Below are 18,015 nucleotides of genomic sequence, written 5' to 3'. Positions count from 1 at the left end.
TGTGTCCAGCCTCAGAACCAAACTGGTTGTCTACACTGTATTGATTGTTCTGGCGGTGGCCGCAGCCATTTCGGGCATTTCTCTGACCCTTGCCTACAAAAACTCCGCTGATGCCTACGAACGGCATGTGACCGATCTCGCCAAAACCTTGGGAGAAGCTATACTTGAACCGCTTTATGAATTTGATATCAAACAGTTAAGGCAACAGGCGGGGTCTGCACTGGCCAGCGAGGGCGCAATAGGCGCGCTGATTCTGGACGCCGGCACCCGGGTGCTGACAGATGGCACCGAGGCCAATCCTCTGCGCGGCCGGCGGTTCGCCGATCCGCTCCTGCGCCCTGCTATTGACCACAAGCAGTGGTCGGTCTCAACCGGCGACGGCCGGATCACAGCCGCAGGCCCGGTTCTGGCAACGGCGGACACCCGGCTTGGCTATGTGGTGCTGGAGTTTTCAACGGCCCGTCTGGACCAGGAATGGATGGCCCATGTCAGCCGGATCCTGCTGCTGTCGGGTCTCTGCGCGCTGTTTGCATCACTTGCTGCCATCATCATGGCCAACAGGATCACCAGACCGGTCAAGCGGCTGACGGACTTCGCGGACAGCATCCGCCAGGGCAGCCTTCCTCAGAACGTCCCCGATTGCGGCCGGGACGAAATCGGCCGTTTGGCACTGGCTTTCGCCGAGGTGCTGACCCATCTTGACCGTAGCAATGCAGATTTGACGGAACTTACGGCCTCGCTTGAGGAAAAGGTAAAAGAACGAACCCGCGCCGCAGAGGCCGGGAACAAGGCTAAATCCGAGTTTCTCGCCACCATGAGTCACGAGATCAGAACCCCGATGAACGGTGTATTGGGAATGGCGTCATTGCTGGAGGAAACGGACTTGGACGAGGACCAGGCGCTTTATGCCCGGACCATTTCGGAGTCCGGTGAAGCCTTGCTGGAAATCATCAACGAGATACTCGATTTCTCTAAGATCGAGTCCGGCAAGCTGGAGCTTAGAAGCCAGCCGCTTGATATTCGCGACCTGCTTTCGGGCGTTGTCCGTATGCTGGAAGCCAATGCGGCAGAAAGCCGGGTGGCCTTGCGGCTGGATTATGAAACGGGTTTGCCTTCTGCCATTCTGGGCGACGAGGGCCGGATCCGGCAGATCATCGTCAACCTGGTCGGCAACGCGGTGAAATTCACTGAGAACGGGGCCGTGACAGTCAAAGTCACCGGAACCGGAATGGCCTCTCAGACCCGGTTTAACATCGCTGTCGAAGACACCGGCATCGGTATACCCGAAGACAAGCTGGCCAGCGTCTTCAACGCGTTTTCCCAGGTCAACAGTTCCGCAACCCGGGATTTCGGCGGAACCGGCCTGGGGCTGGGTATTGCCTCCCGTCTGGCGCATCTGATGGGCGGCGAAATTGATGTGCGTTCCGAACCCGGAAAAGGCTCCACGTTTACATTCAGCTGTACATTCTCCACGGCCAGGGATTTTGTTTCCGGGTCGAGTTGAAACCCGTTTCCGGAGTTCTTCAGAGCAGACAATTGAGGAGTTCACAGCTGTGAACTTTAAGCGGCTTCGCGGCGGGTCAGTGCGATGATCATCGGGCTGCTGGTAAAATGACCAGAAGCTGCCTTGGCGCTGAGGTGCCGCAGATATCCGCCGGGAGAACGGATATCGCCGAAACGCTCCAGCATTGCTGCAATCACCACGGAAGCTTCGGCGGCTCCCATGGCGGTTTTGGCTTCTTCCCAGACAGCGCTGGAAACCCCCATCATCGGGCGCACGGTGTCAGCGGCGCGCAGCAGGTCGGCCCAGTGACGGATGGCGCCATCGGCATAGCCTTGGATTTCGCCGCAGGCGGCGAGGATCAGACGAAGCGGCAGGCTTGGGCCGCACGGGGCAGGGGCCTCAGCCGGTTGGGGAGGTGTTTCACGGTGGGCCGGCCTTTCTGCTGAAGCTTTCTCAGCATAGCCGGGTCCGTCTTTCGATTCCGTATTTGCTGCGTGCGCTGGCTTAACGGCTTGTTCAGATTCAAATGAGTCTTTCTTTGAATTCTGATAGTGGTGCTCAATTTGGGCGTCACTGGTGCTCAGTTTCTGTGCAAATACAGGCTCTAAATGTGTTTGCAGGTCACTGAGAGCTGTGCCGAGCTGGTCCTGAATCCGCTCCAATTCGCCAAGATCAAGTTTACGCCGCAGGCTGCGGGCGGTGAGCTGGGCGAGGTCCTGATACTGGTCCCAGATGCTGAGATCTGACCTTTCCGCCGCACCGCAAAGGGCGAGGTTCAGAAGGTCGCGGCGCATCAGGCTGACGGTCTCGCGCAGTTGCTTGATACGGGCCTGTTGCACGCGCTCTGCCTCGGCAGCCTGAGAGAATTCAGCATAGCGCAGAGCGAGGGGGGAGAGGTCGAAGCCATAGGCAACACGGTCGCCCTGGTAGCGGCGCACGTAGCGTTTGCCGTTGGGGCTGTCACGGCGGATCAGGATGCCGGCCTGCACCAGCTTGGCCATGTGGCGGCGCATGGTGGAGTTGGGCATGCCGTTGAGACGCTCGCAGATCACCCGGTTGGACGGGTGCACCACCGGGGTGCCGGGCTGCGGTTCGATCATCTTGCCGGGCAGGAAGCTGAGAAGCGCCTGCAGTACCGACACATCACGGTCGCTGAGCCCGTAGAGTTTGCGGGCGGCGGCCAGTTCGCGCAGCGCGTCCCATTTGCTGACAGCGCTGGTCAAACCAGCCTGTTCGGCGGCAGCCTGCTGTTTCACCAGCACAGCATCCACCGTTCGCCCAAAAGGCGTGAGGGGCATATATCCCATGTGTTCATCACGAAAGACAAAAAAAGAGCGGCCCGCGAATCACATTGGACTTGCGGAAAACGGCTCCTGCCACTAACTTGAAGGTGCTAGAAACAAGTAGGTCTCGTGGAGCTTCGTCTTTGCGGGGCCTTCTTTTTAGTCTGCTCTGTGCCTCCTAAGTTATTGTTATTAATTAACCTTCCGACCGATTTTGCCAACGGTCGTGAAGTTCTTGGATCAGGGTTTGGGCCTCGGACTCGAACCAGTCGGCAAAATCGCCGCCAGCCAGTTCCAGGTTTACGCCCTTGGCGGAACGGCGCAGGGTTGCGCTGCGTTTGCCGCCGATTGTCAGTTTCTGCGCGGCCGGCGCGGCTTTGGCCGGTGGTTTGGCAGGCTGCGGGGCAGGGGCGGGGACCGCGGCCTTGAACACCGCCTCAAACGCCATCACCGAAGGGTCGGCGGCGGCGCTGTTTGTGCCATCGTCAGTCACCGCGGATATGGCAAAGTCGGTGTAGACCCGCTCGGCGGTTTGGGCCAGCGCGGTGCGGTCCGCACCGGTTTCGTCAATCGCCCTGGCCAGTGCGTCCCAGCGGGGGCGGCCGATGCCCTGGGCCGGGCCGATGGCGCGGGCAAGACCGGGGGTGATGGCCTCGGCAATGGCGATGGCCATAGAGACAGAGGATTTGGTGACGGTCAGAACCTCGGCCACCTGCGATTGGTTGCCAAAGCCGTTTTCGACCAGCTCCAGCGCAAACAGCGCCTTTTCAATGAATGTGAGGTCGCGGCGGGCCATGTTTTCGGAGATCTGCGCCCGGACGGCGGCGTCATCGTCCAGATTGGCCACCAGTGCGCGCACTTTGGCAACCTTGTCCGACGAGCGGATCGCCTCCAGCCGGCGGCGGCCATAGACCAGCAGATAGCGGTCCGGTTCCGTCGGATGGCGGCGCACCAGGACGGGCACGGTCTGGCCGTTGGTCTCAATCGCGTCGCGCAGGTCGACTATGTCTTCGGGATCAAGCCGGTCGGCGATCCGCGTGTCTTCGATCTGATGCGGTTCCAGATCCCAGACCCGGTGCGAATCCACCGCGTCGCGGGCCGAGCGCAGGGCGCGGTTGCTGGTCATCATCGACGACGCCGGGGCAGGGGAGGGCGCTCCGGCTGCGGCGAGGCTGTCGAGCATCGACAGGCGGGATTTCTTGCTGCTGGTCATTTGCGCCCCCATGTTTCCTGAATGAGCTGGCTGATTTCGTCGTTGACGGCGTTGAGGCTTTCGACGGCGCGGTCATAGGTCGAGCGGGTGAAAGCACTGCGTTCGACTTCGTACAGGGTCTGTTTGGTGAGGCCCGCGTCGGAAACCGCGGTGGATTTCAGCATCTGCGCGTTCAGCACCTTTTCGCCGTACATGGTGCGCAGGAAGGCGACGATGCGGTTCTGCGGCGCGTCCGAGGGTTCATAGCGGGTGAGCAGGTAGCGCATCCAGTCGTGCGACATATCGGCGCCGGACTGGGCGATGACATCCATCAGGTCGGCGGTCATGCGCAGGAATTGCGACATCGACATCACGTCGAGCATTTCCGGGTGGATCGTCACCAGCACACCGGTGGCGGCAGAGAGCGCCGACATGGTGAGGAACCCCAGCTGCGGCGGGCAGTCGATGACCACCACGTCATAGTCGGAATCGACCTGCGTCAGCGCCTCTTTGACCCGGAAAAAGAACAATCCGGCATTGCCCTGCGCCAGGGCGCGGGGGTGTCGTGCTCAAACTCCATCAGTTCGAGATTGCCGGGGATCAGGTCGAGGTTCGGAATATAGGTCTTGCGGATCACCGAGCTGATCGGCGCCGGGTCGTCATAGCGGATGGCATCAAACAGGGTGCCGCCGTCTTTGAGGTCGAATTCCGGCTGCACACCGTGCAGCGCGGTCAGCGAGGCCTGCGGATCGAGGTCGATCGCCAGAACCCGGTAGCCTTTGAGCGCCAGGCGCTGTGCCAGATGGGCGGAAGTGGTGGTTTTGCCGGAGCCGCCCTTGAAATTCATCACGCCGATGATCTGCATATGGTCGGCGTAGCCTGCACCCTCTTCCGGATGGAGGCGGCGGCCGGGCAGGTAATCGCCCGGCTTGCGGGCGGTTTTCTCCAGCAGCACCCGCAGTTCCTGGATGTCCTCGGCAGTGTATTGGCGGCGGTTGCCGGCGGTCAGTTCGGGCGAGGGGCCCTTGCCGTCGAGATGCAGCTTGCGCAGGTAGGAATCATTGACCCCCAGCAGGGCCGCGGCCTCACCGGAGGTGAATTTGCGCATCGATTTGGTGGCATTCGGGGGAACAGGCTCTCGCGCTGCGCATGCAGCTGGGCGGCGATCCATTCGGAATGCTGGCGGATGACCGCGTTGAGATCCTCGGGGTGTATGTATGATCCATCTGCCCTATATGCCTGCTGTGCGCTGCCGCTCTGCCGTTTTGATCCGCGCCTGCCCCCGTGTTTTCAGGTGGGGCCGTGTTCACGGAATTTGGCGTTTGCCGCCGCTTTTCCGTGACTATTGGCCAAAGCACGGGATTCGCGCAAGTGTTTTCTATATCTGGCGGGGCAGGGGGCATGAACCGCAAGGCATTGCGGGCAGGCGCAGATTCCCTTGTGCGGGGGAAGCGCGGGGTCAGCGGCGGTGCGGGGTTTCCAGCAGCGAGATTGCGCAGCCGGCACCCAGCAGGGCGGCGCAGTAATAGGCGATGCCGGGGATTTGCAGCGGGAAATCCACCAGCGAATGGGCTGAGACAAAAGCCAGCGCCCCCAGGGTCAGCACCGGTATGGCGCGCAGACTGCGACGCCGCCGCAGGCCGGTGAGGCAGGTTTTCAGCAGCAGCCGGACGCTGAGGCCCAGCAGCAGCAGGGCGGCAGGCAGGCCGAATCCCAGCACCAGCTCAAGATAGGCGTTATGGGCCCGGTGCCAGCTGCCTTCGGTGCCAAGGCAGACCGGATCCCGGTAGCCGGGGAAAACATCCGCGAAGGTGCCAAAGCCGGTGCCGGTCCACAGGTTGTCCCGGATTGCGGCCAATGTGGCGGCCCAGGCGCACCAGCGCGGATCGCCGGCCGCGCCGCCAAGCCGCGAGAACACCGGCTCGCCGAACAGGAGCAGCAGCAGGCCGCCGCCGCCCAGCACCAGCAGCACCCGGGCGGTGCGTCCGTTGCGGTGCGCGTGGGCAGAGACAATTGCCAGGCACAGAACCAGCAGCGGCAGGCTGAGCAGGGCGCCGGCTCGCGACCGGGTTGCGATTATGGCAATCAGCGCCGCAAACAGCAGCAGCCAAAGCGCCGGCTGCACCAGGCTGACACGGGCAGGGGAGGGGGCCGGGCCGGCATGATGCCCGGTTCGCTGCAGCCGATGCGCAGGTTTCAGGATCTGGAGACTGCCGGCCAGGGCAAATGCGGTGAGACCAAAAAATGAAGCGGCAACGTTGCGGTTCACAAACACGCCGGAGAAGCTGCCGTAGCTGACCGGGTAGCTGGTAAAGACCCGTGCCTGGGGAAAAAACACCTCAAGCACTATGGACAAGAGCACAATTGCAGCCCCGGTCAGCGACAGGGCAACCCAGACGCGTTTGGCGGAGCGGGGGGATTGGCACAGGACCAGGGTGCAAAGAAACACCAGCCCCGGCAGGATCAGCGCCGGCAGCGCCGCCAGGGTGCGCAGCGGGCGGACGGAGAGATAGCCTGCGCTAAGGTCCAGCGCGGCACCGGCCTGCTGCCAGACCGGGTGGGTCAGAGGGCCGATGGGCAGAGGAATGATCTGCAGCCCGCCCCAAATCGCCGCCAGAATCAGGATCAGCGCGGTGGATCGCACCAGGCGGCGAAGGCCGGAGGAGGTGGTTCTGACCAGCAGGCAGAACAAGGCCAGCAGGGCCGCCAGGCCTCCGGTCAGTTGTGTGTAGGGCGGCGAAACGGAGCCGTTGAACAGCGCCGCCAGAAACAGGAAAGCTGCCAGACCGGCGCGGCAGAGATCCCGGTAACGGTGTGAAAGAAGCGCAAGGGGTGGTCTATGCAGCACGTTTGTTTCGCCCAGAGTTTGGCCAAGTGTTTCGTCCAGTGTTTCCCCCGGTGTTTCCCCGGTCAGCCGGCAGTTGGATCAGCCTGTAGTCCCGGACCGGCAGGAGGGTTGCCGCCGGGCAGCTGCCTGTCAGGGCGGCTTTGACGGAGAGTGCGGGTTCCGGCAGATCGCATAGAGAACGCTTTGAAGAATACAGTGGTTTTTGATTTCAATTAATTACCGGATCAAATGCCCGTATTCGGATTATACAACCTGATCCGCAAAGGGATCATAAAATTTTATTAGAACTCTTTTTTTCCGGTAAATTCTGCTAGAAAGGCCATTGATGCGGTATGTTTCAGCCTGTGTAAAACGCTTTGGACGAGTGGAATTGAAAACCCGATGATTTGCAAACGGCCCCTTGGTCTTCTGTTTGTGCTGCTTCTTGCGGGGGCGTGCGGTTTTTTACCCCGCAACGGCCCGGATGAGACCGCGATCCTGGAAAAATCCGCCAGCCATCTGCAGGCTGATGAGGCGACGCTGGGTTATGAATATGTGGTTGTTGATGTGAACCGCGAGGTGATCCCGTTTGTCACCAAGGACGACAGCAGCTCGTTTTCGACCTTTGGCGCCAGCAGCGCCGAGGTGCCGAGCATCCGGCTGGGCGCGGGCGACGTGATTCAGATCACCATTTTCGAGGACCAGTCCGGCGGGCTGTTCATCCCCAAGGAGGCCGGGGTGCGGCCGGGCAATTTTGTCACCCTGCCAGCCCAGGAGATCGGCCGCGACGGCATGATCTCGGTGCCTTATGCGGGCAAGATCCGGGCGGCGGGCAACAGCCCTTCGGCGGTGGAGGATATTATCGAGCGCCAGCTGGAGGAAAAAGCGATCAACCCGGCGGTCACGATCGAGGTGGTCGAGGCGAACTATCCGCGCGCCTCGGTGATTGGCGAGGTAAAGGAGGCCGGCGTGTTCACCCTGCGCAACAGCGGCGACCGGGTGCTGGATCTGGTGGCCCAGGCGGGCGGCATCACCGGCGAGGATCACGAGACCTTTGTCACCCTGTCGCGGGGGCGGCAAAGCGCCAAGATCGCCTATGAGGCGCTGACAGCCAACCCGCGCGAAAACGTTTTTGTGGCGCCGGGGGACAACATCAATATCTCCAGCGAGAGCAAGAAGTTCTACGCCTTCGGCGCCACCGGCACGGTGGGGGAGTTCACGTTCGGCGCGGCGGCGGTGGATCTGAACGGCGCGGTTGCCCAGGCGGTTGGGCTGGACGACAACCAGGCGGACCCGGCGCATGTGTTCATCTACCGCACCGAGCACCGCCATGCGCTGAAGGAGATGGGTGTCGATGTCTCGGGCTTTGAACAGCACGATATTCCAACGGTTTACCGGGCCAATTTCCGCAAGCCTGACAGTTTCTTCATGGCCCGGAATTTCGACGTGCGGGACGGGGATGTGGTTTATGTCTCCAACGCGGATTCCGTAGCGGTCAGCAAATTCTTCGGGCTGGCGACCACCATTTCAGGCGACACCGTGCAGATCGACGGCGATCTGTCGAACCTGTCGAACTAAGGCGCGCACGCATGATGCAGGGGTTTTTCAGCCGGTTCCGCACCACGGCAAACAGGCGCAAGGCCGCAGAATTTGCCGCCCTGGCCCCGGCAGAGGATTTTGTGGCGGTGGGGGACATTCACGGCTGCTATGATCTGATGGGCCGGCTGCTGGACCGGATTGCGCTGCGGCCGGAATGCGGGCGGCTGGTGTTTCTGGGCGATTACATCGACCGGGGCGAAAACAGCGCCCAGGTGCTGCAGGCGCTGCACGGGCTGCAGGTCAGCAACCCTGAGGCGGTCTGCCTGCGCGGCAACCACGAGGACATGCTGCTGGGGTTTCTGGACGATCCGCTGGGCGAAGGGCCGGGCTGGCTGCGGCATGGCGGCCGCCAGACATTGGCAAGTTTTGGCATCGCCGCGGTGCATGCGGGGATGCCGGACCTGAACTGGATTGCAGCGCGCGACAGTCTGCAAAACAGGATGGGTGCCGGGCTGATCAGCTGGATCCGCGCCCTGCCGGCCTATTGGCAGACCGGCAATGTGGCGGCGGTGCATGCGGGGGCTGACCCCGCCCGTCCGCTGGAGGCGCAGGAGGATTACCATCTGGCCTGGGGCCACGGCAGTTTCGGGCGGGTTCCGCGCCAGGACGGGGTGTGGATTGTCCATGGCCACACAATTGCCGAGGAGGTGCGCGCCGAAGGGGGCCGGATCTGCGTGGATACCGGCGCTTTTGCAACCGGAAAGCTGAGTGCGGTTGCGGTGCGCAATGACGGCTTTGAGGTATTGACCGCCTGACCGTCCGGGACAGGCCGGGAAATGGACCGGGAAGAGCGTTGGGAAAGGAGCGGGAGCGCAGTTTATCGGGGATTTAATTAAAAGCGCGCCGATCCAGCAGGCTAAGATAGGTATTTATGCACGCAAGGGGTGCATAATCCGGATATAGGCGCGCGGACCTGTCCGCGCCGTGAGTTGGGTATTTGAGGTCATGACATGAGTTTTGCGTTTTCTTCAAGAACCCGTCAGGTGCTGGCGGCTGGTTTTGTTGCAGCCTTTGCAATGTCCCCGCCGCCCGCATCCGCGCAGACGGCGGAAGGCGCGGCGGGGACAGACGGGGCAGGTGGCGCGGGCCGGGCAGAGGCAAGTCCGGCGGCGCTGGCGCTGTTCCTTGCCGATCCGGCAGCGTTTCTGACCCAAGAGGGCGATCTGGCGATGCTGATTGCCTCGGTCGTCCTGACGGATCCCGGCGCCGCCGCCCGGATTGCCGCCCTGGCCTCAGCGGAGGGAGTCAGCGCAGAGCAGGCCGCGGCCATTGGCGCAGGCCTGGCGCAGGCCGCAAGCCGGATGACGGCGGAAGGGAATTTTCAACAGGGCACGGCCATCCTTTTGGCGGTTGCGCAATCGCCCTCTGCCGGGCTGGCGGCGGGGTTCACCGCCGCCTCGGGGGATTTGCAGACGGCGGCCACAAATCCCGCCGCGCCGGGGGTATCCGGCGCCGGGCTTGAGGCTCCGGATGCGGCGGCGGGCGGCGGTGCTGCGGACATCGGCGGCGGTGCTGCGGCTGCAGGCGGCACGCCTGCCACCGGCGGCGGCGTACCGGTCGGCAACACTGCGGGCGGTGTGACCGGCAGCACCCCGGGCAGCACCCAGGGCGGCGGCAGCTCTGGCGGCGGCAGTGCAGGCGGGGTGCCGGACGGCGCTGTCAGCCCGGCCGGCTAGGTGATGTCCCGGCAACACCTGCGTTTGCGGACAGCTGCTGCGGCCGCTGTTTGCCAGTATTCAGGTGCCAAATGCAGAAGATGACCCACGAACCGATGCGGGTGCCGCAAGTGCCGGACGGCGGCGGGGCGCAGGACGACGGACTTGACCTGATGCGGATCTTTGCGGTGGCGCGGCGGCGCTGGCCGGTGCTGTTGCTGGGGCTGCTGGCCGGGCTGCTGCTGGGGATCGCTTATGCAGCGACCGCAACGCCGGTCTACACCGCCTCGGCCCATATCAGCGTCGGCTCAGCGGATGCTGAAAACGCCCGCGAACTGTCCGGGGTGTCGGGCGTCCGGCTGGACGAGGATCAGATCACCACTGAAATCCAGGTGCTGCGGTCCGAGCAGATTGCGGCGCGGGTGGTTGCGGCGCTGGATCTGGTGCAGGACCCTGCGTTTCTGAGCGAACCCAGGACCGGGCCGGGGCGGGCGGCTGAAGGGGTGAAAGCCCTGCTGCGGCTGGCGGCAGCAGCGGCTGTATCCTGGGTGCAGGACGAACCGCCCGCCATTCCGCTGACGCCGCAGGAACTGGCGGAAGCCGCCCGGCAGGATGCTGTCAGCCTGCTGCGGGACAATGTGTCGGTGCGCCAGGTGCAGCGCAGCCGGGTTTTGCAAATCACTTATACCTCGGTCTCCCCGGCCTTGTCGGCGCGGATCGCCAATGCGGTTGCCAATGCCTATATCGAGGATCAGCTGGCCTCGAAATACGAGGCGACCCAGCGCGCCACCAACTGGCTGAAGGAGCGGTCGGACCAGCTGCGGCTGCAGTCCGGACTGCTGGACAAAGCGGTCGACAGCTTCCGGCGCGAGAACAATCTGGCAGGGGCAGGCGGCGATCTGTCGTCGGATATCGAGCTGGAGCTGCTGAACAAGCAGGTGGCGGATCTGCGGGCGGAGCTGCTGGCGCTGCAGGCCCGCAGCAACCGGCTGCATGAGATTGTCGCGCAGAATGACACCTCGGCCTTTGTCAGCTCCACCGCGAGCCAGTCGATCACTGCAAACCTGCGCAGCCAGTATCTGGAGACCTTGCGGGATTTCAACTATCTGCGCAGCAGCCTGGGTGCGAATCACGCGCAGACCCGGCGGCGCCAGCGCGAGCTGATCCAGCTGGAAGGGCTGATGTTCGAAGAGATCAAACGTTCGGAGGTGGTGGCCCGCAACGATGTGCATGAAGCCCGCGAACGGCTGGCCAGCCTGGAGGCCGCGCAGACGGCTGCCGCCGCGCAGCTGGGGGCGGACAACACAACGCTGGTGGAGCTGCGCGAGATGGAGCGCAATGCCGGGACCGTGCGCAGCCTGTATACCAGTTTCCTGCAGCGCTATCAGCAATCGCTGCAGGAGCAGAGCTTTCCGGTGTCGGACGCGCGGATTTTGAACCCGGCGCGGGTGCCTCAATACCCGAGTTCGCCGCAGCTGGCCAAGGTCACTGCCCTGGCCGGCATTCTGGGGTGCTGCTGGCGGCGGGCTGGAGCGCTGTGCGGGAGGCGGTGGACACCAGGCTGCGCACAGAAGATCAGATCAGAGATATCCTTGGGCTGGAATTTTTGGGCGGGCTGGAGAAGATTTCAGCGCCGCAGCCCCGCCGGAGGCGGCGGATGTGCAGCTTGGCAGGCGGGAAGTGCTGTTTCCCGCCATCATGCGCTATGGCGCGGACAAGCCGCTGTCGGGCTTTGCCGAGACGCTGCGCACCGGCAGGATGAGCCTGACGCTGAAGGCGCCGCAGCGCGGTGCCAGCCAGATCATCGGTGTTGTGTCCTGCTTCCCCGGCGAAGGCAAAACAACCACCGCTGCCAATTTTGCAGCGCTGCTGGCGGCGCAGGGCGCCTCGGTCATGCTGATCGACGGCGATTTGCGCAATCCGGGCCTGACCCGGTCGCTGGCGGGCGGTATTGAGCAGGGCCTGGCGGATGTGCTGCTGGACGGGGCGGATTGGCAGGATGTGCTGTGTATTGAGCAGGCGACCGGCGCCCATATCCTGCCGAACCGGCCGGGCCGGGCGGTGCATACCGGCGAACTGCTGGGCGGCCCGGCGATGGAACATCTTCTGAGCACCTGTGCGGCGGTCTATGACTGCGTGATCCTTGATCTGCCGCCGCTGGGTCCGGTGGTCGATGGGCGCGCGGTTCTGCACAATCTGGACGGGCTGTTTTTTGTGGCCAAATGGGGCGCTGCCGATGTGAACCACGCCGCCGCCATCCTGGGCAGCGACCCGCGGCTGCGCGGCAAGTGCTATGGTGCCTTTTTGAATATGTTCGACGCGAAAAAGGCCGCTGCCTATGGCAGTTGCGAGGGGTCGTCTTATGGCTGCGGGAGGGCCTACGGCCGCTATTACGATGACAGCTAAAGCCCTGCTTCTGGCGTTGGCGGCCTTGTGCGCAGGGCTGCAATGGCAGGGTTTGCGCAGCCATCTGGCCCACCAGGCGCATCACCGCCTGGCCGCAGAGGCCGGGGCCGGACGGCTGGAGACGGCGGACAGCGGGTTGGTGGCGGCGCTGCTGGCCGCGCCAGCCGGTGCGGCAGCGCTGTTTGATCCGCATCTGCACCGCAGCAGGGCGGTTTTACATCAATACGCGGCGGATCTGATAGCAGCGGCAAACGGCCTGGACCCGCTGCGGCCTGCGCCGGACCCGGAGGCAGTTGCGGCCCGCAAAGCCGCCCTGCGCCAGCTTGAGGCGGCGGCGGCCCGGCAGCCGCTTGACGGGGATCTTTGGCTGCGCCTGGCTGTGACGGGGCGGACACTCGGCCTGCCGGAACGGCAGCTGGAACGCTATTTGGAACGCTCGCGGCTTTCAGCCCCTTATGAGGGCTGGATTCTGAGGCGGCGGGAAGCGTTTCATTTATTAAACAACTTATGAATGTTTAACTGTTCTCACTTTGAGAATCAATTGACACAATTTTGACATAATAGATAATTGCCTGATGTTTACCCGCCTGATTGCGGCGGATGGTTAAAATTTCCATTAAACCTTGGGTGTTAAAGTTAAATGTTCGACTTTGAAGTCCCGGAACGGGATCTGCCTTGTAATTCAGTTGGTCCGCCGCCCCGCAGCACCCTGTCCGGATTTGTGTTTGCCGGGGTAAAGCGCACGTTTGATCTGGTTGTCAGTTGCGCGATCCTGCTGCCGCTGGCACTGATGTGCGCCGCGGGTCTGCTGCTTCTCAATCCGTTTTGGAACCGGGGGCCGCTGCTCTATTCGCAGCGGCGCATGGGGCGGGACTGCCGCCCGTTCACCGCCTATAAATTCCGGACAATGCGCCCCGCGCCGGAAATCCGCCGCACCGCTGATTGCCCGCTGGAAGAAGAGCGGATCACCCCGCTCGGGCGGTTTCTGCGCCGCGCCCGGTTGGATGAGCTGCCGCAGATAATCAATGTTTTTAAGGGGGAAATGAGTCTGATCGGGCCGCGCCCGGACTATATAGGCCATGCGCGCCGGTTTCTGTCTGACGTGCCGGGATATCAGGAGCGGCACGCGGTGCGCCCCGGCATCAGCGGCTGGGCCCAGGTGGAGCTGGGGTATATCGAAGGCGTTGATGCCACCCGGAACAAGGTGCGCGCCGATCTGCATTATATCGCCAATGCGGGCTTTGCCATGGAAGCCCGCATTGTGTGGCGCACCCTCAGCGTGATTGCGCGGCGCGGCGGCGCCTGACGCGGATGCAGTCTTGCGGCAACGGGGCTCAGGACAACCCGCCCCGGTTTGCGGTGCGGCTACTGAATACCAGGCTTTTGGATCTGTTTCCGATTGGATCTTCAAGAACCGATATCCGGTTTCCCGCCAGGGCCGGATTTCATTTGTGAGATTATCCAAGGCAAAATCGCCACCGCGAAAACGTATAATCAATATGGCGTGGCCGGTGCCGGCCGGTGTCAGCACCGTTGCCAGCCGCAGCGATGCGGACGGCCAGCCCAAATCCATTAACTTTTTACGCTTTAAAAGTGCATAATCTTCGCAATCACCGCGCACCGTATTCAGCCGCCATTCATCGGCAATCTCCTGCAGGGTGCCGTCCGCTTGCGGGGTGATGTCCCGGTTGACCGCCAGATTAACCGCCACCACCCCGGCCAATTGCGCCTGAGCGGAGCCGGCAGGCTGCGGGCTGCCGCCGCGCACGGCGCATTGACCGGGGTGGCGCAGACAGAAACGGGCATGGGCCAGGGGCGGCAGCACTTGCCGGGACACCGGCACCTGAACGGCTGCCGTTTGCGCAGGCGGCAGCGGCTGAACGGCGGCGGCGGACGCGGCTGTCACCACTGCCATCAGGCCGGCGGCCAGCACTGCATGGATGCCGGGCAGCACCCGCTGCCGCATGCGGCGGCCAAAGCCCTGCCCAGTGCGGGTTTCCGTTTGCTGCTGTGCCATTGCGTGCTCCTCGCAGAATGAATCCGGTCGAGGGCAGGTCTATTGGCGCAATCGAGAATGGTTGCGGGACTGCTGTGGCTAGAAAGTGGCTCTTGTTTTCAATTTGTTAGGAATTGCTATCAAACCGTTACCCATACATCCGCAAGCCGCGCCCCGCGCCGCGCAGCGGCGCCGGGCCCAACCGGAAGAGGCTATCTGTGATAGCGGATGACGGGCGGGAGCCTGCCGCCTACTTCAGGAGCCCTTCGAGATAGGCACCATAGGCGTTTTTGGCGAATTTCGCGGCCCGTGCCTTCAACTGGGCCGCATCAATCCAGCCCTGGCTATAGGCGATCTCCTCCAGGCAGCCGGTCTGCAGCCCCTGGCGTTCCTGCAGGGTGCGCACGAAATTACCCGCATCCAGCAGTGAGCCATGGGTGCCGGTATCCAGCCAGGCATAGCCGCGGCCCATGGTTTCAACCCGCAACGACCCTTCCTCCAGATACATCTGCAAAAGGTCGGTGATCTCCAGCTCGCCGCGCGGCGACGGCGCGACCTGCCGGGCCCGTTCCGGCGCCGTGCCATCCAGGAAATAAAGGCCCGTCACCGCATAGTTCGAGGGCGGCACCGCAGGTTTTTCGATGATCTCGCGGGCGCGGCCCTCATCGTCGAACCCGACCACGCCATAGCGTTCCGGATCTGCCACGTGATAGCCGAACACGGTGCCGCCGACGGATTGCGCATCGGCGGCGGCCAGCAGGTCCGGCAAACCATGGCCAAAGAAGATATTGTCGCCCAGAACCAGCGCCGAAGGGGCGCCGGCCAGGAAATCCTCGGCCAGGATAAACGCCTGCGCCAACCCGTCGGGCGAGGGCTGCACCACATAGGTGAGCGACACCCCCCACTGGCTGCCGTCGCCAAGGAGGCGGGTGAACTGCTCCTGATCCTGCGGCGTGGTGATCACACAGATCTCGCGGATGCCCGCCAGCATCAGCACGCTGAGCGGGTAATAGATCATCGGCTTGTCATACAAGGGCAGCAGCTGTTTCGAGACCGCCATGGTGATCGGATAAAGCCGGGTGCCCGAGCCGCCCGCCAGAATGATGCCTTTGCGACCCGCGCCGGGCTTGCCGTCAGTCATGCCAATTCTCCCAAATCTTTCAGAATCTCAGTCAGCCCCATCGGCCAATCCGGCTGCGGGATGCCGAAAACCGTCTCCAGCGATGTGCAGTCGAGACGTGAATTCAAGGGGCGTGCCGCAGGCGTGGGATAGGCGGAAGCGGGAATGTCCTCCACCTCGCAGGCAATCCCGGCCCGGGCAAAAATCGCGCGCGCGAATTCCGCCCAGCTGGTCCAGGGCTCGCCTGCCAGATGATAAATGCCTGATTTGCCCGGATCCTCAGCCAGTTGCCGCGCCATGGCAAGGCAGGCCGCCGCAATGTCCCGCGCCGGTGTCGGCGCGCCGATCTGGTCGGCAACGATCATGAGGCGCTCGCGCTCCTTGCCCAAACGCAGCATGGTTTTCACGAAGTTGCTGCCATGCGCCGAGACCACCCAGGAGGTGCGCAGGATGGCATATGCGCCGCCCGCCCCGCGCACCATCTCCTCGCCTGCCAGCTTGGAGCGGCCATAGGCGTTGAGGGGACTTACCGCATCGGCAGGTTTCCAAGGAGCATCGCCGCTGCCGTCAAAGACATAATCGGTGGAGACGGTGACAAAGGGAATGTTCAGCGCGGCGCAGGCCCGTGCCATGGCGCCGGGAGCATCGCCGTTTATGACAGCGGCCAGTGCCTCTTCGTCTTCTGCCTTGTCGACGGCGGTATAGGCCGCGGCATTGATTACGGCGGCAGGGGCATGGGCGCGAATGGCCGCCGCGCAGGCTTCGGGGTCGCTCAGGTCTGCCTCATCGCGGCCCAGGCAGGTTATACCCTGATGTGCCGCCAGTTCGCGGGCCAGCTGGCCGGTCTTGCCGAAAACTAAGATCATGCGCGCCTCCCTTTGCGCCACAGATACAAGGCCCACCCCCAGATGCCCAGCTCCAGCAGGAAGGTCCAATGCAGCAGGAAGGACAGCACCCAATGGGGCTGGCTGGCGGGCACTTCCACCAGCGCAAAAAGATGACCGCTGAAAGGCGCGCCCCACAGGATGCCGCCGCCAATGCTGTCCAGCACCATGTGCAGGAAGAGAGCCGCAAAAAACACCAGCCCCGGGCCAGCAGGGCGCGGGCCCACAGAGCCAGAACAGGCAATACAAGAGCCGCGACCACGGCCCAGAAGACTGGCACATGCACCCAGTAACGGTGATGATGAATGCTGCCCTGGTCAATGAGATAAAACCACAGCATGTCGAAATCCGGCAGCACCGCGCCAATCAGGGCGGCCGGCAGCAAGAACCGGTGCCCCTCAGGCGCCAGCCGCGCCAGCACATAGCCAGACGGCAGATGCGCAGTCAGCATGGCAGCCGGCCCGGCCGGCTCACTTGCCGGTGCCCAGCCGCTGGCCGACGCCGTCGCGGTCCTGCAGGGCGCGCCACCAGGCCTCATTGTCCAGATACCATTGCACGGTGCGCTCCAGGCCTTCCTCGACCGTCACCGAAGGGCGCCAGCCGAGTTCGTCGCGGATGCGGCTGGGATCGATGGCATAGCGCGCGTCATGGCCGGGACGGTCGGTGACAAAGGTGATCTGATCTTTGTAAGATCCGCCATCGGCACGGGGCCGCTTTTGATCCAGAATCGAACACAGCGTCTGTACCAGCTCCAGGTTCGAACGCTCATTCTCGCCGCCGATATTGTAGCTGCGCCCCAGCGCGCCCTTTTGCACCACCAGCAGCAGGGCGTCGGCGTGATCCTCGACATAAAGCCAGTCGCGCACGTTGGAGCCGTCGCCGTAGATCGGCAGCGGCTTGCCGGCCAGCGCGTTCAGGATCACCACCGGGATCAGTTTTTCCGGAAAGTGATAGGGGCCGTAATTGTTGGAGCAATTGGTCAGCACCACCGGCAAGCCATAGGTTTCGGCCCAGGCGCGCACCAGATGGTCGCTGGCGGCCTTGGAGGCGGAATAGGGCGAGCGCGGATCATAGGCGGTGTCTTCGGTGAACATCACATCGGGGTCGGCGGGCAGGCTCCCGTAGACCTCATCGGTCGAGATGTGATGGAAGCGGAAAGCCTCCGGCTTGCCGGCCGCGGTCCAGTATTTCCTGGCGGCTTCCAGCATCTGATAGGTGCCGGTGATATTGGTCTCGACAAAATCGCCCGGCCCGTCGATCGAGCGGTCGACGTGGGATTCCGCCGCCAGATGCATCACCGCATCGGGTTTATGGGTTTCAAATGCGCGGTCCAATGCGGCGCGGTCGCGGATGTCGGCCTGTTCAAACGCATAAAGCGGGCTTTGTGCAGCCTCGGCCACATTCGCCAGGCAGGCGGCATAGGTCAGCGCATCCAGGTTCACCACCTGATGGCCGCGCGCCACCGCCAGCCGCACCACTGCCGAGCCGATAAAACCGGCCCCGCCGGTTACCAGAATTTTCATGCCGCGCCTCCGGCTGCGAGTATCTT

Annotated in this window: 15 protein-coding genes and 3 pseudogenes; 9 read left to right on the top strand and 9 right to left on the bottom strand. The window is 63.3% G+C overall.

Annotated features, from left to right (window positions below; translation table 11 throughout):
• Position 1: 1 nt before the first annotated feature.
• A complete protein-coding gene (locus ETW23_RS23550) occupies positions 2-1,504 on the top strand; it encodes an ATP-binding protein (protein WP_167738212.1) in 1,503 nt (500 codons plus the stop codon).
• A 56-nt stretch (positions 1,505-1,560) separates the two neighbouring features.
• Here ETW23_RS23550 and repC read toward each other — a convergent pair whose 3' ends face one another.
• From repC to ETW23_RS23530, 4 genes and pseudogenes are all read right to left on the bottom strand, one after another.
• Positions 1,561-2,802, bottom strand: a complete 1,242-nt coding sequence (gene repC / locus ETW23_RS23545) for a plasmid replication protein RepC (RefSeq protein WP_302658751.1) — start codon at positions 2,800-2,802, stop codon at positions 1,561-1,563.
• Between the two features lie 181 nt (positions 2,803-2,983).
• Positions 2,984-4,000 carry a plasmid partitioning protein RepB gene (gene repB / locus ETW23_RS23540; RefSeq protein WP_134831650.1) on the bottom strand — a complete coding sequence of 339 codons (1,017 nt, stop codon included), beginning with the start codon at positions 3,998-4,000 and terminating at the stop codon, positions 2,984-2,986.
• Positions 3,997-5,194, bottom strand: a pseudogene (repA, locus tag ETW23_RS23535) (plasmid partitioning protein RepA). Before repA ends, repB begins: the two are co-directional and overlap by 4 nt.
• A 244-nt stretch (positions 5,195-5,438) precedes the next feature.
• Positions 5,439-6,827 carry an O-antigen ligase gene (locus ETW23_RS23530; RefSeq protein WP_167738211.1) on the bottom strand — a complete coding sequence of 463 codons (1,389 nt, stop codon included), beginning with the start codon at positions 6,825-6,827 and terminating at the stop codon, positions 5,439-5,441.
• A 381-nt stretch (positions 6,828-7,208) separates the two neighbouring features.
• On the opposite strand from ETW23_RS23530, the gene ETW23_RS23525 reads away from it, so the two are divergent.
• The 7 genes and pseudogenes from ETW23_RS23525 (at position 7,209) to ETW23_RS23495 (ending at position 13,772) form a co-directional block, all read left to right on the top strand.
• Entirely contained in the window at positions 7,209-8,384 is a 1,176-nt protein-coding gene (locus ETW23_RS23525; RefSeq protein WP_129373340.1) for a polysaccharide biosynthesis/export family protein, read from the top strand.
• A gap of 11 nt (positions 8,385-8,395) precedes the next feature.
• On the top strand, positions 8,396-9,160 hold the full coding sequence (locus tag ETW23_RS23520; RefSeq protein WP_254695257.1) for a metallophosphoesterase family protein: 765 nt from the start codon (positions 8,396-8,398) through the stop codon (positions 9,158-9,160).
• Positions 9,161-9,355: 195 nt separating this feature from the next.
• A complete protein-coding gene (locus ETW23_RS23515) occupies positions 9,356-10,081 on the top strand; it encodes a hypothetical protein (RefSeq protein WP_134831648.1) in 726 nt (241 codons plus the stop codon).
• A gap of 71 nt (positions 10,082-10,152) precedes the next feature.
• Positions 10,153-10,482: pseudogene (locus ETW23_RS26980) on the top strand (Wzz/FepE/Etk N-terminal domain-containing protein); the annotation flags it as partial.
• Positions 10,483-11,758: 1,276 nt separating this feature from the next.
• Positions 11,759-12,466, top strand: a complete 708-nt coding sequence (locus ETW23_RS23505) for a CpsD/CapB family tyrosine-protein kinase (RefSeq protein WP_368075913.1) — start codon at positions 11,759-11,761, stop codon at positions 12,464-12,466.
• A complete protein-coding gene (locus tag ETW23_RS23500) occupies positions 12,456-12,977 on the top strand; it encodes a hypothetical protein (RefSeq protein WP_134831645.1) in 522 nt (173 codons plus the stop codon). Before ETW23_RS23505 ends, ETW23_RS23500 begins: the two co-directional genes overlap by 11 nt.
• Positions 12,978-13,106: 129 nt before the next feature.
• Positions 13,107-13,772 (top strand): sugar transferase, encoded by a 666-nt coding sequence (locus ETW23_RS23495; RefSeq protein ID WP_134831644.1) that lies wholly within the window; start codon positions 13,107-13,109, stop codon positions 13,770-13,772.
• 114 nt (positions 13,773-13,886) lie between these two features.
• Here ETW23_RS23495 and ETW23_RS26975 read toward each other — a convergent pair.
• Positions 13,887-14,234: pseudogene (locus ETW23_RS26975) on the bottom strand (transglutaminase-like cysteine peptidase); the annotation flags it as partial.
• Here ETW23_RS26975 and ETW23_RS26445 point away from each other — a divergent pair.
• On the top strand, positions 14,136-14,504 hold the full coding sequence (locus ETW23_RS26445) for a hypothetical protein (protein WP_254695255.1): 369 nt from the start codon (positions 14,136-14,138) through the stop codon (positions 14,502-14,504). The pseudogene ETW23_RS26975 and the gene ETW23_RS26445 overlap by 99 nt on opposite strands.
• 208 nt (positions 14,505-14,712) lie before the next feature.
• Here ETW23_RS26445 and rfbA read toward each other — a convergent pair whose 3' ends face one another.
• From rfbA to rfbB, 4 genes are all read right to left on the bottom strand, one after another.
• Positions 14,713-15,603, bottom strand: a complete 891-nt coding sequence (gene rfbA, locus ETW23_RS23485; protein ID WP_134831643.1) for a glucose-1-phosphate thymidylyltransferase RfbA — start codon at positions 15,601-15,603, stop codon at positions 14,713-14,715.
• On the bottom strand, positions 15,600-16,448 hold the full coding sequence (gene rfbD, locus ETW23_RS23480; RefSeq protein WP_134831642.1) for a dTDP-4-dehydrorhamnose reductase: 849 nt from the start codon (positions 16,446-16,448) through the stop codon (positions 15,600-15,602). Before rfbD ends, rfbA begins: the two co-directional genes overlap by 4 nt.
• Positions 16,445-16,663 carry a hypothetical protein gene (locus ETW23_RS26440; RefSeq protein WP_254695254.1) on the bottom strand — a complete coding sequence of 73 codons (219 nt, stop codon included), beginning with the start codon at positions 16,661-16,663 and terminating at the stop codon, positions 16,445-16,447. Before ETW23_RS26440 ends, rfbD begins: the two co-directional genes overlap by 4 nt.
• Before the next feature lie 273 nt (positions 16,664-16,936).
• Positions 16,937-17,989 carry a dTDP-glucose 4,6-dehydratase gene (gene rfbB, locus ETW23_RS23470; protein WP_134831641.1) on the bottom strand — a complete coding sequence of 351 codons (1,053 nt, stop codon included), beginning with the start codon at positions 17,987-17,989 and terminating at the stop codon, positions 16,937-16,939.
• Positions 17,990-18,015 lie beyond the last annotated feature (26 nt).

Source organism: Leisingera sp. NJS201, assembly GCF_004535885.1.
Classification (GTDB): Bacteria; Pseudomonadota; Alphaproteobacteria; order Rhodobacterales; family Rhodobacteraceae; genus Leisingera.
This window is presented reverse-complemented; position numbering and strand designations above follow the sequence as displayed.

Excerpts from the sequence above, each read along its gene's own strand:
- repC (WP_302658751.1), bottom strand. The coding sequence starts at position 2,802 with ATGCCCCTCACGCCTTTTGGGCGAACGGTGGATGCTGTGCTGGTGAAA.
- repB (WP_134831650.1), bottom strand. The coding sequence starts at position 4,000 with ATGACCAGCAGCAAGAAATCCCGCCTGTCGATGCTCGACAGCCTCGCC.
- ETW23_RS23525 (WP_129373340.1), top strand. The coding sequence starts at position 7,209 with ATGATTTGCAAACGGCCCCTTGGTCTTCTGTTTGTGCTGCTTCTTGCG.
- ETW23_RS23520 (WP_254695257.1), top strand. The coding sequence starts at position 8,396 with ATGATGCAGGGGTTTTTCAGCCGGTTCCGCACCACGGCAAACAGGCGC.
- ETW23_RS23515 (WP_134831648.1), top strand. The coding sequence starts at position 9,356 with ATGAGTTTTGCGTTTTCTTCAAGAACCCGTCAGGTGCTGGCGGCTGGT.
- ETW23_RS23505 (WP_368075913.1), top strand. The coding sequence starts at position 11,759 with ATGCGCTATGGCGCGGACAAGCCGCTGTCGGGCTTTGCCGAGACGCTG.
- ETW23_RS23500 (WP_134831645.1), top strand. The coding sequence starts at position 12,456 with ATGACAGCTAAAGCCCTGCTTCTGGCGTTGGCGGCCTTGTGCGCAGGG.
- ETW23_RS23495 (WP_134831644.1), top strand. The coding sequence starts at position 13,107 with ATGTTCGACTTTGAAGTCCCGGAACGGGATCTGCCTTGTAATTCAGTT.
- rfbA (WP_134831643.1), bottom strand. The coding sequence starts at position 15,603 with ATGACTGACGGCAAGCCCGGCGCGGGTCGCAAAGGCATCATTCTGGCG.
- rfbD (WP_134831642.1), bottom strand. The coding sequence starts at position 16,448 with ATGATCTTAGTTTTCGGCAAGACCGGCCAGCTGGCCCGCGAACTGGCG.
- rfbB (WP_134831641.1), bottom strand. The coding sequence starts at position 17,989 with ATGAAAATTCTGGTAACCGGCGGGGCCGGTTTTATCGGCTCGGCAGTG.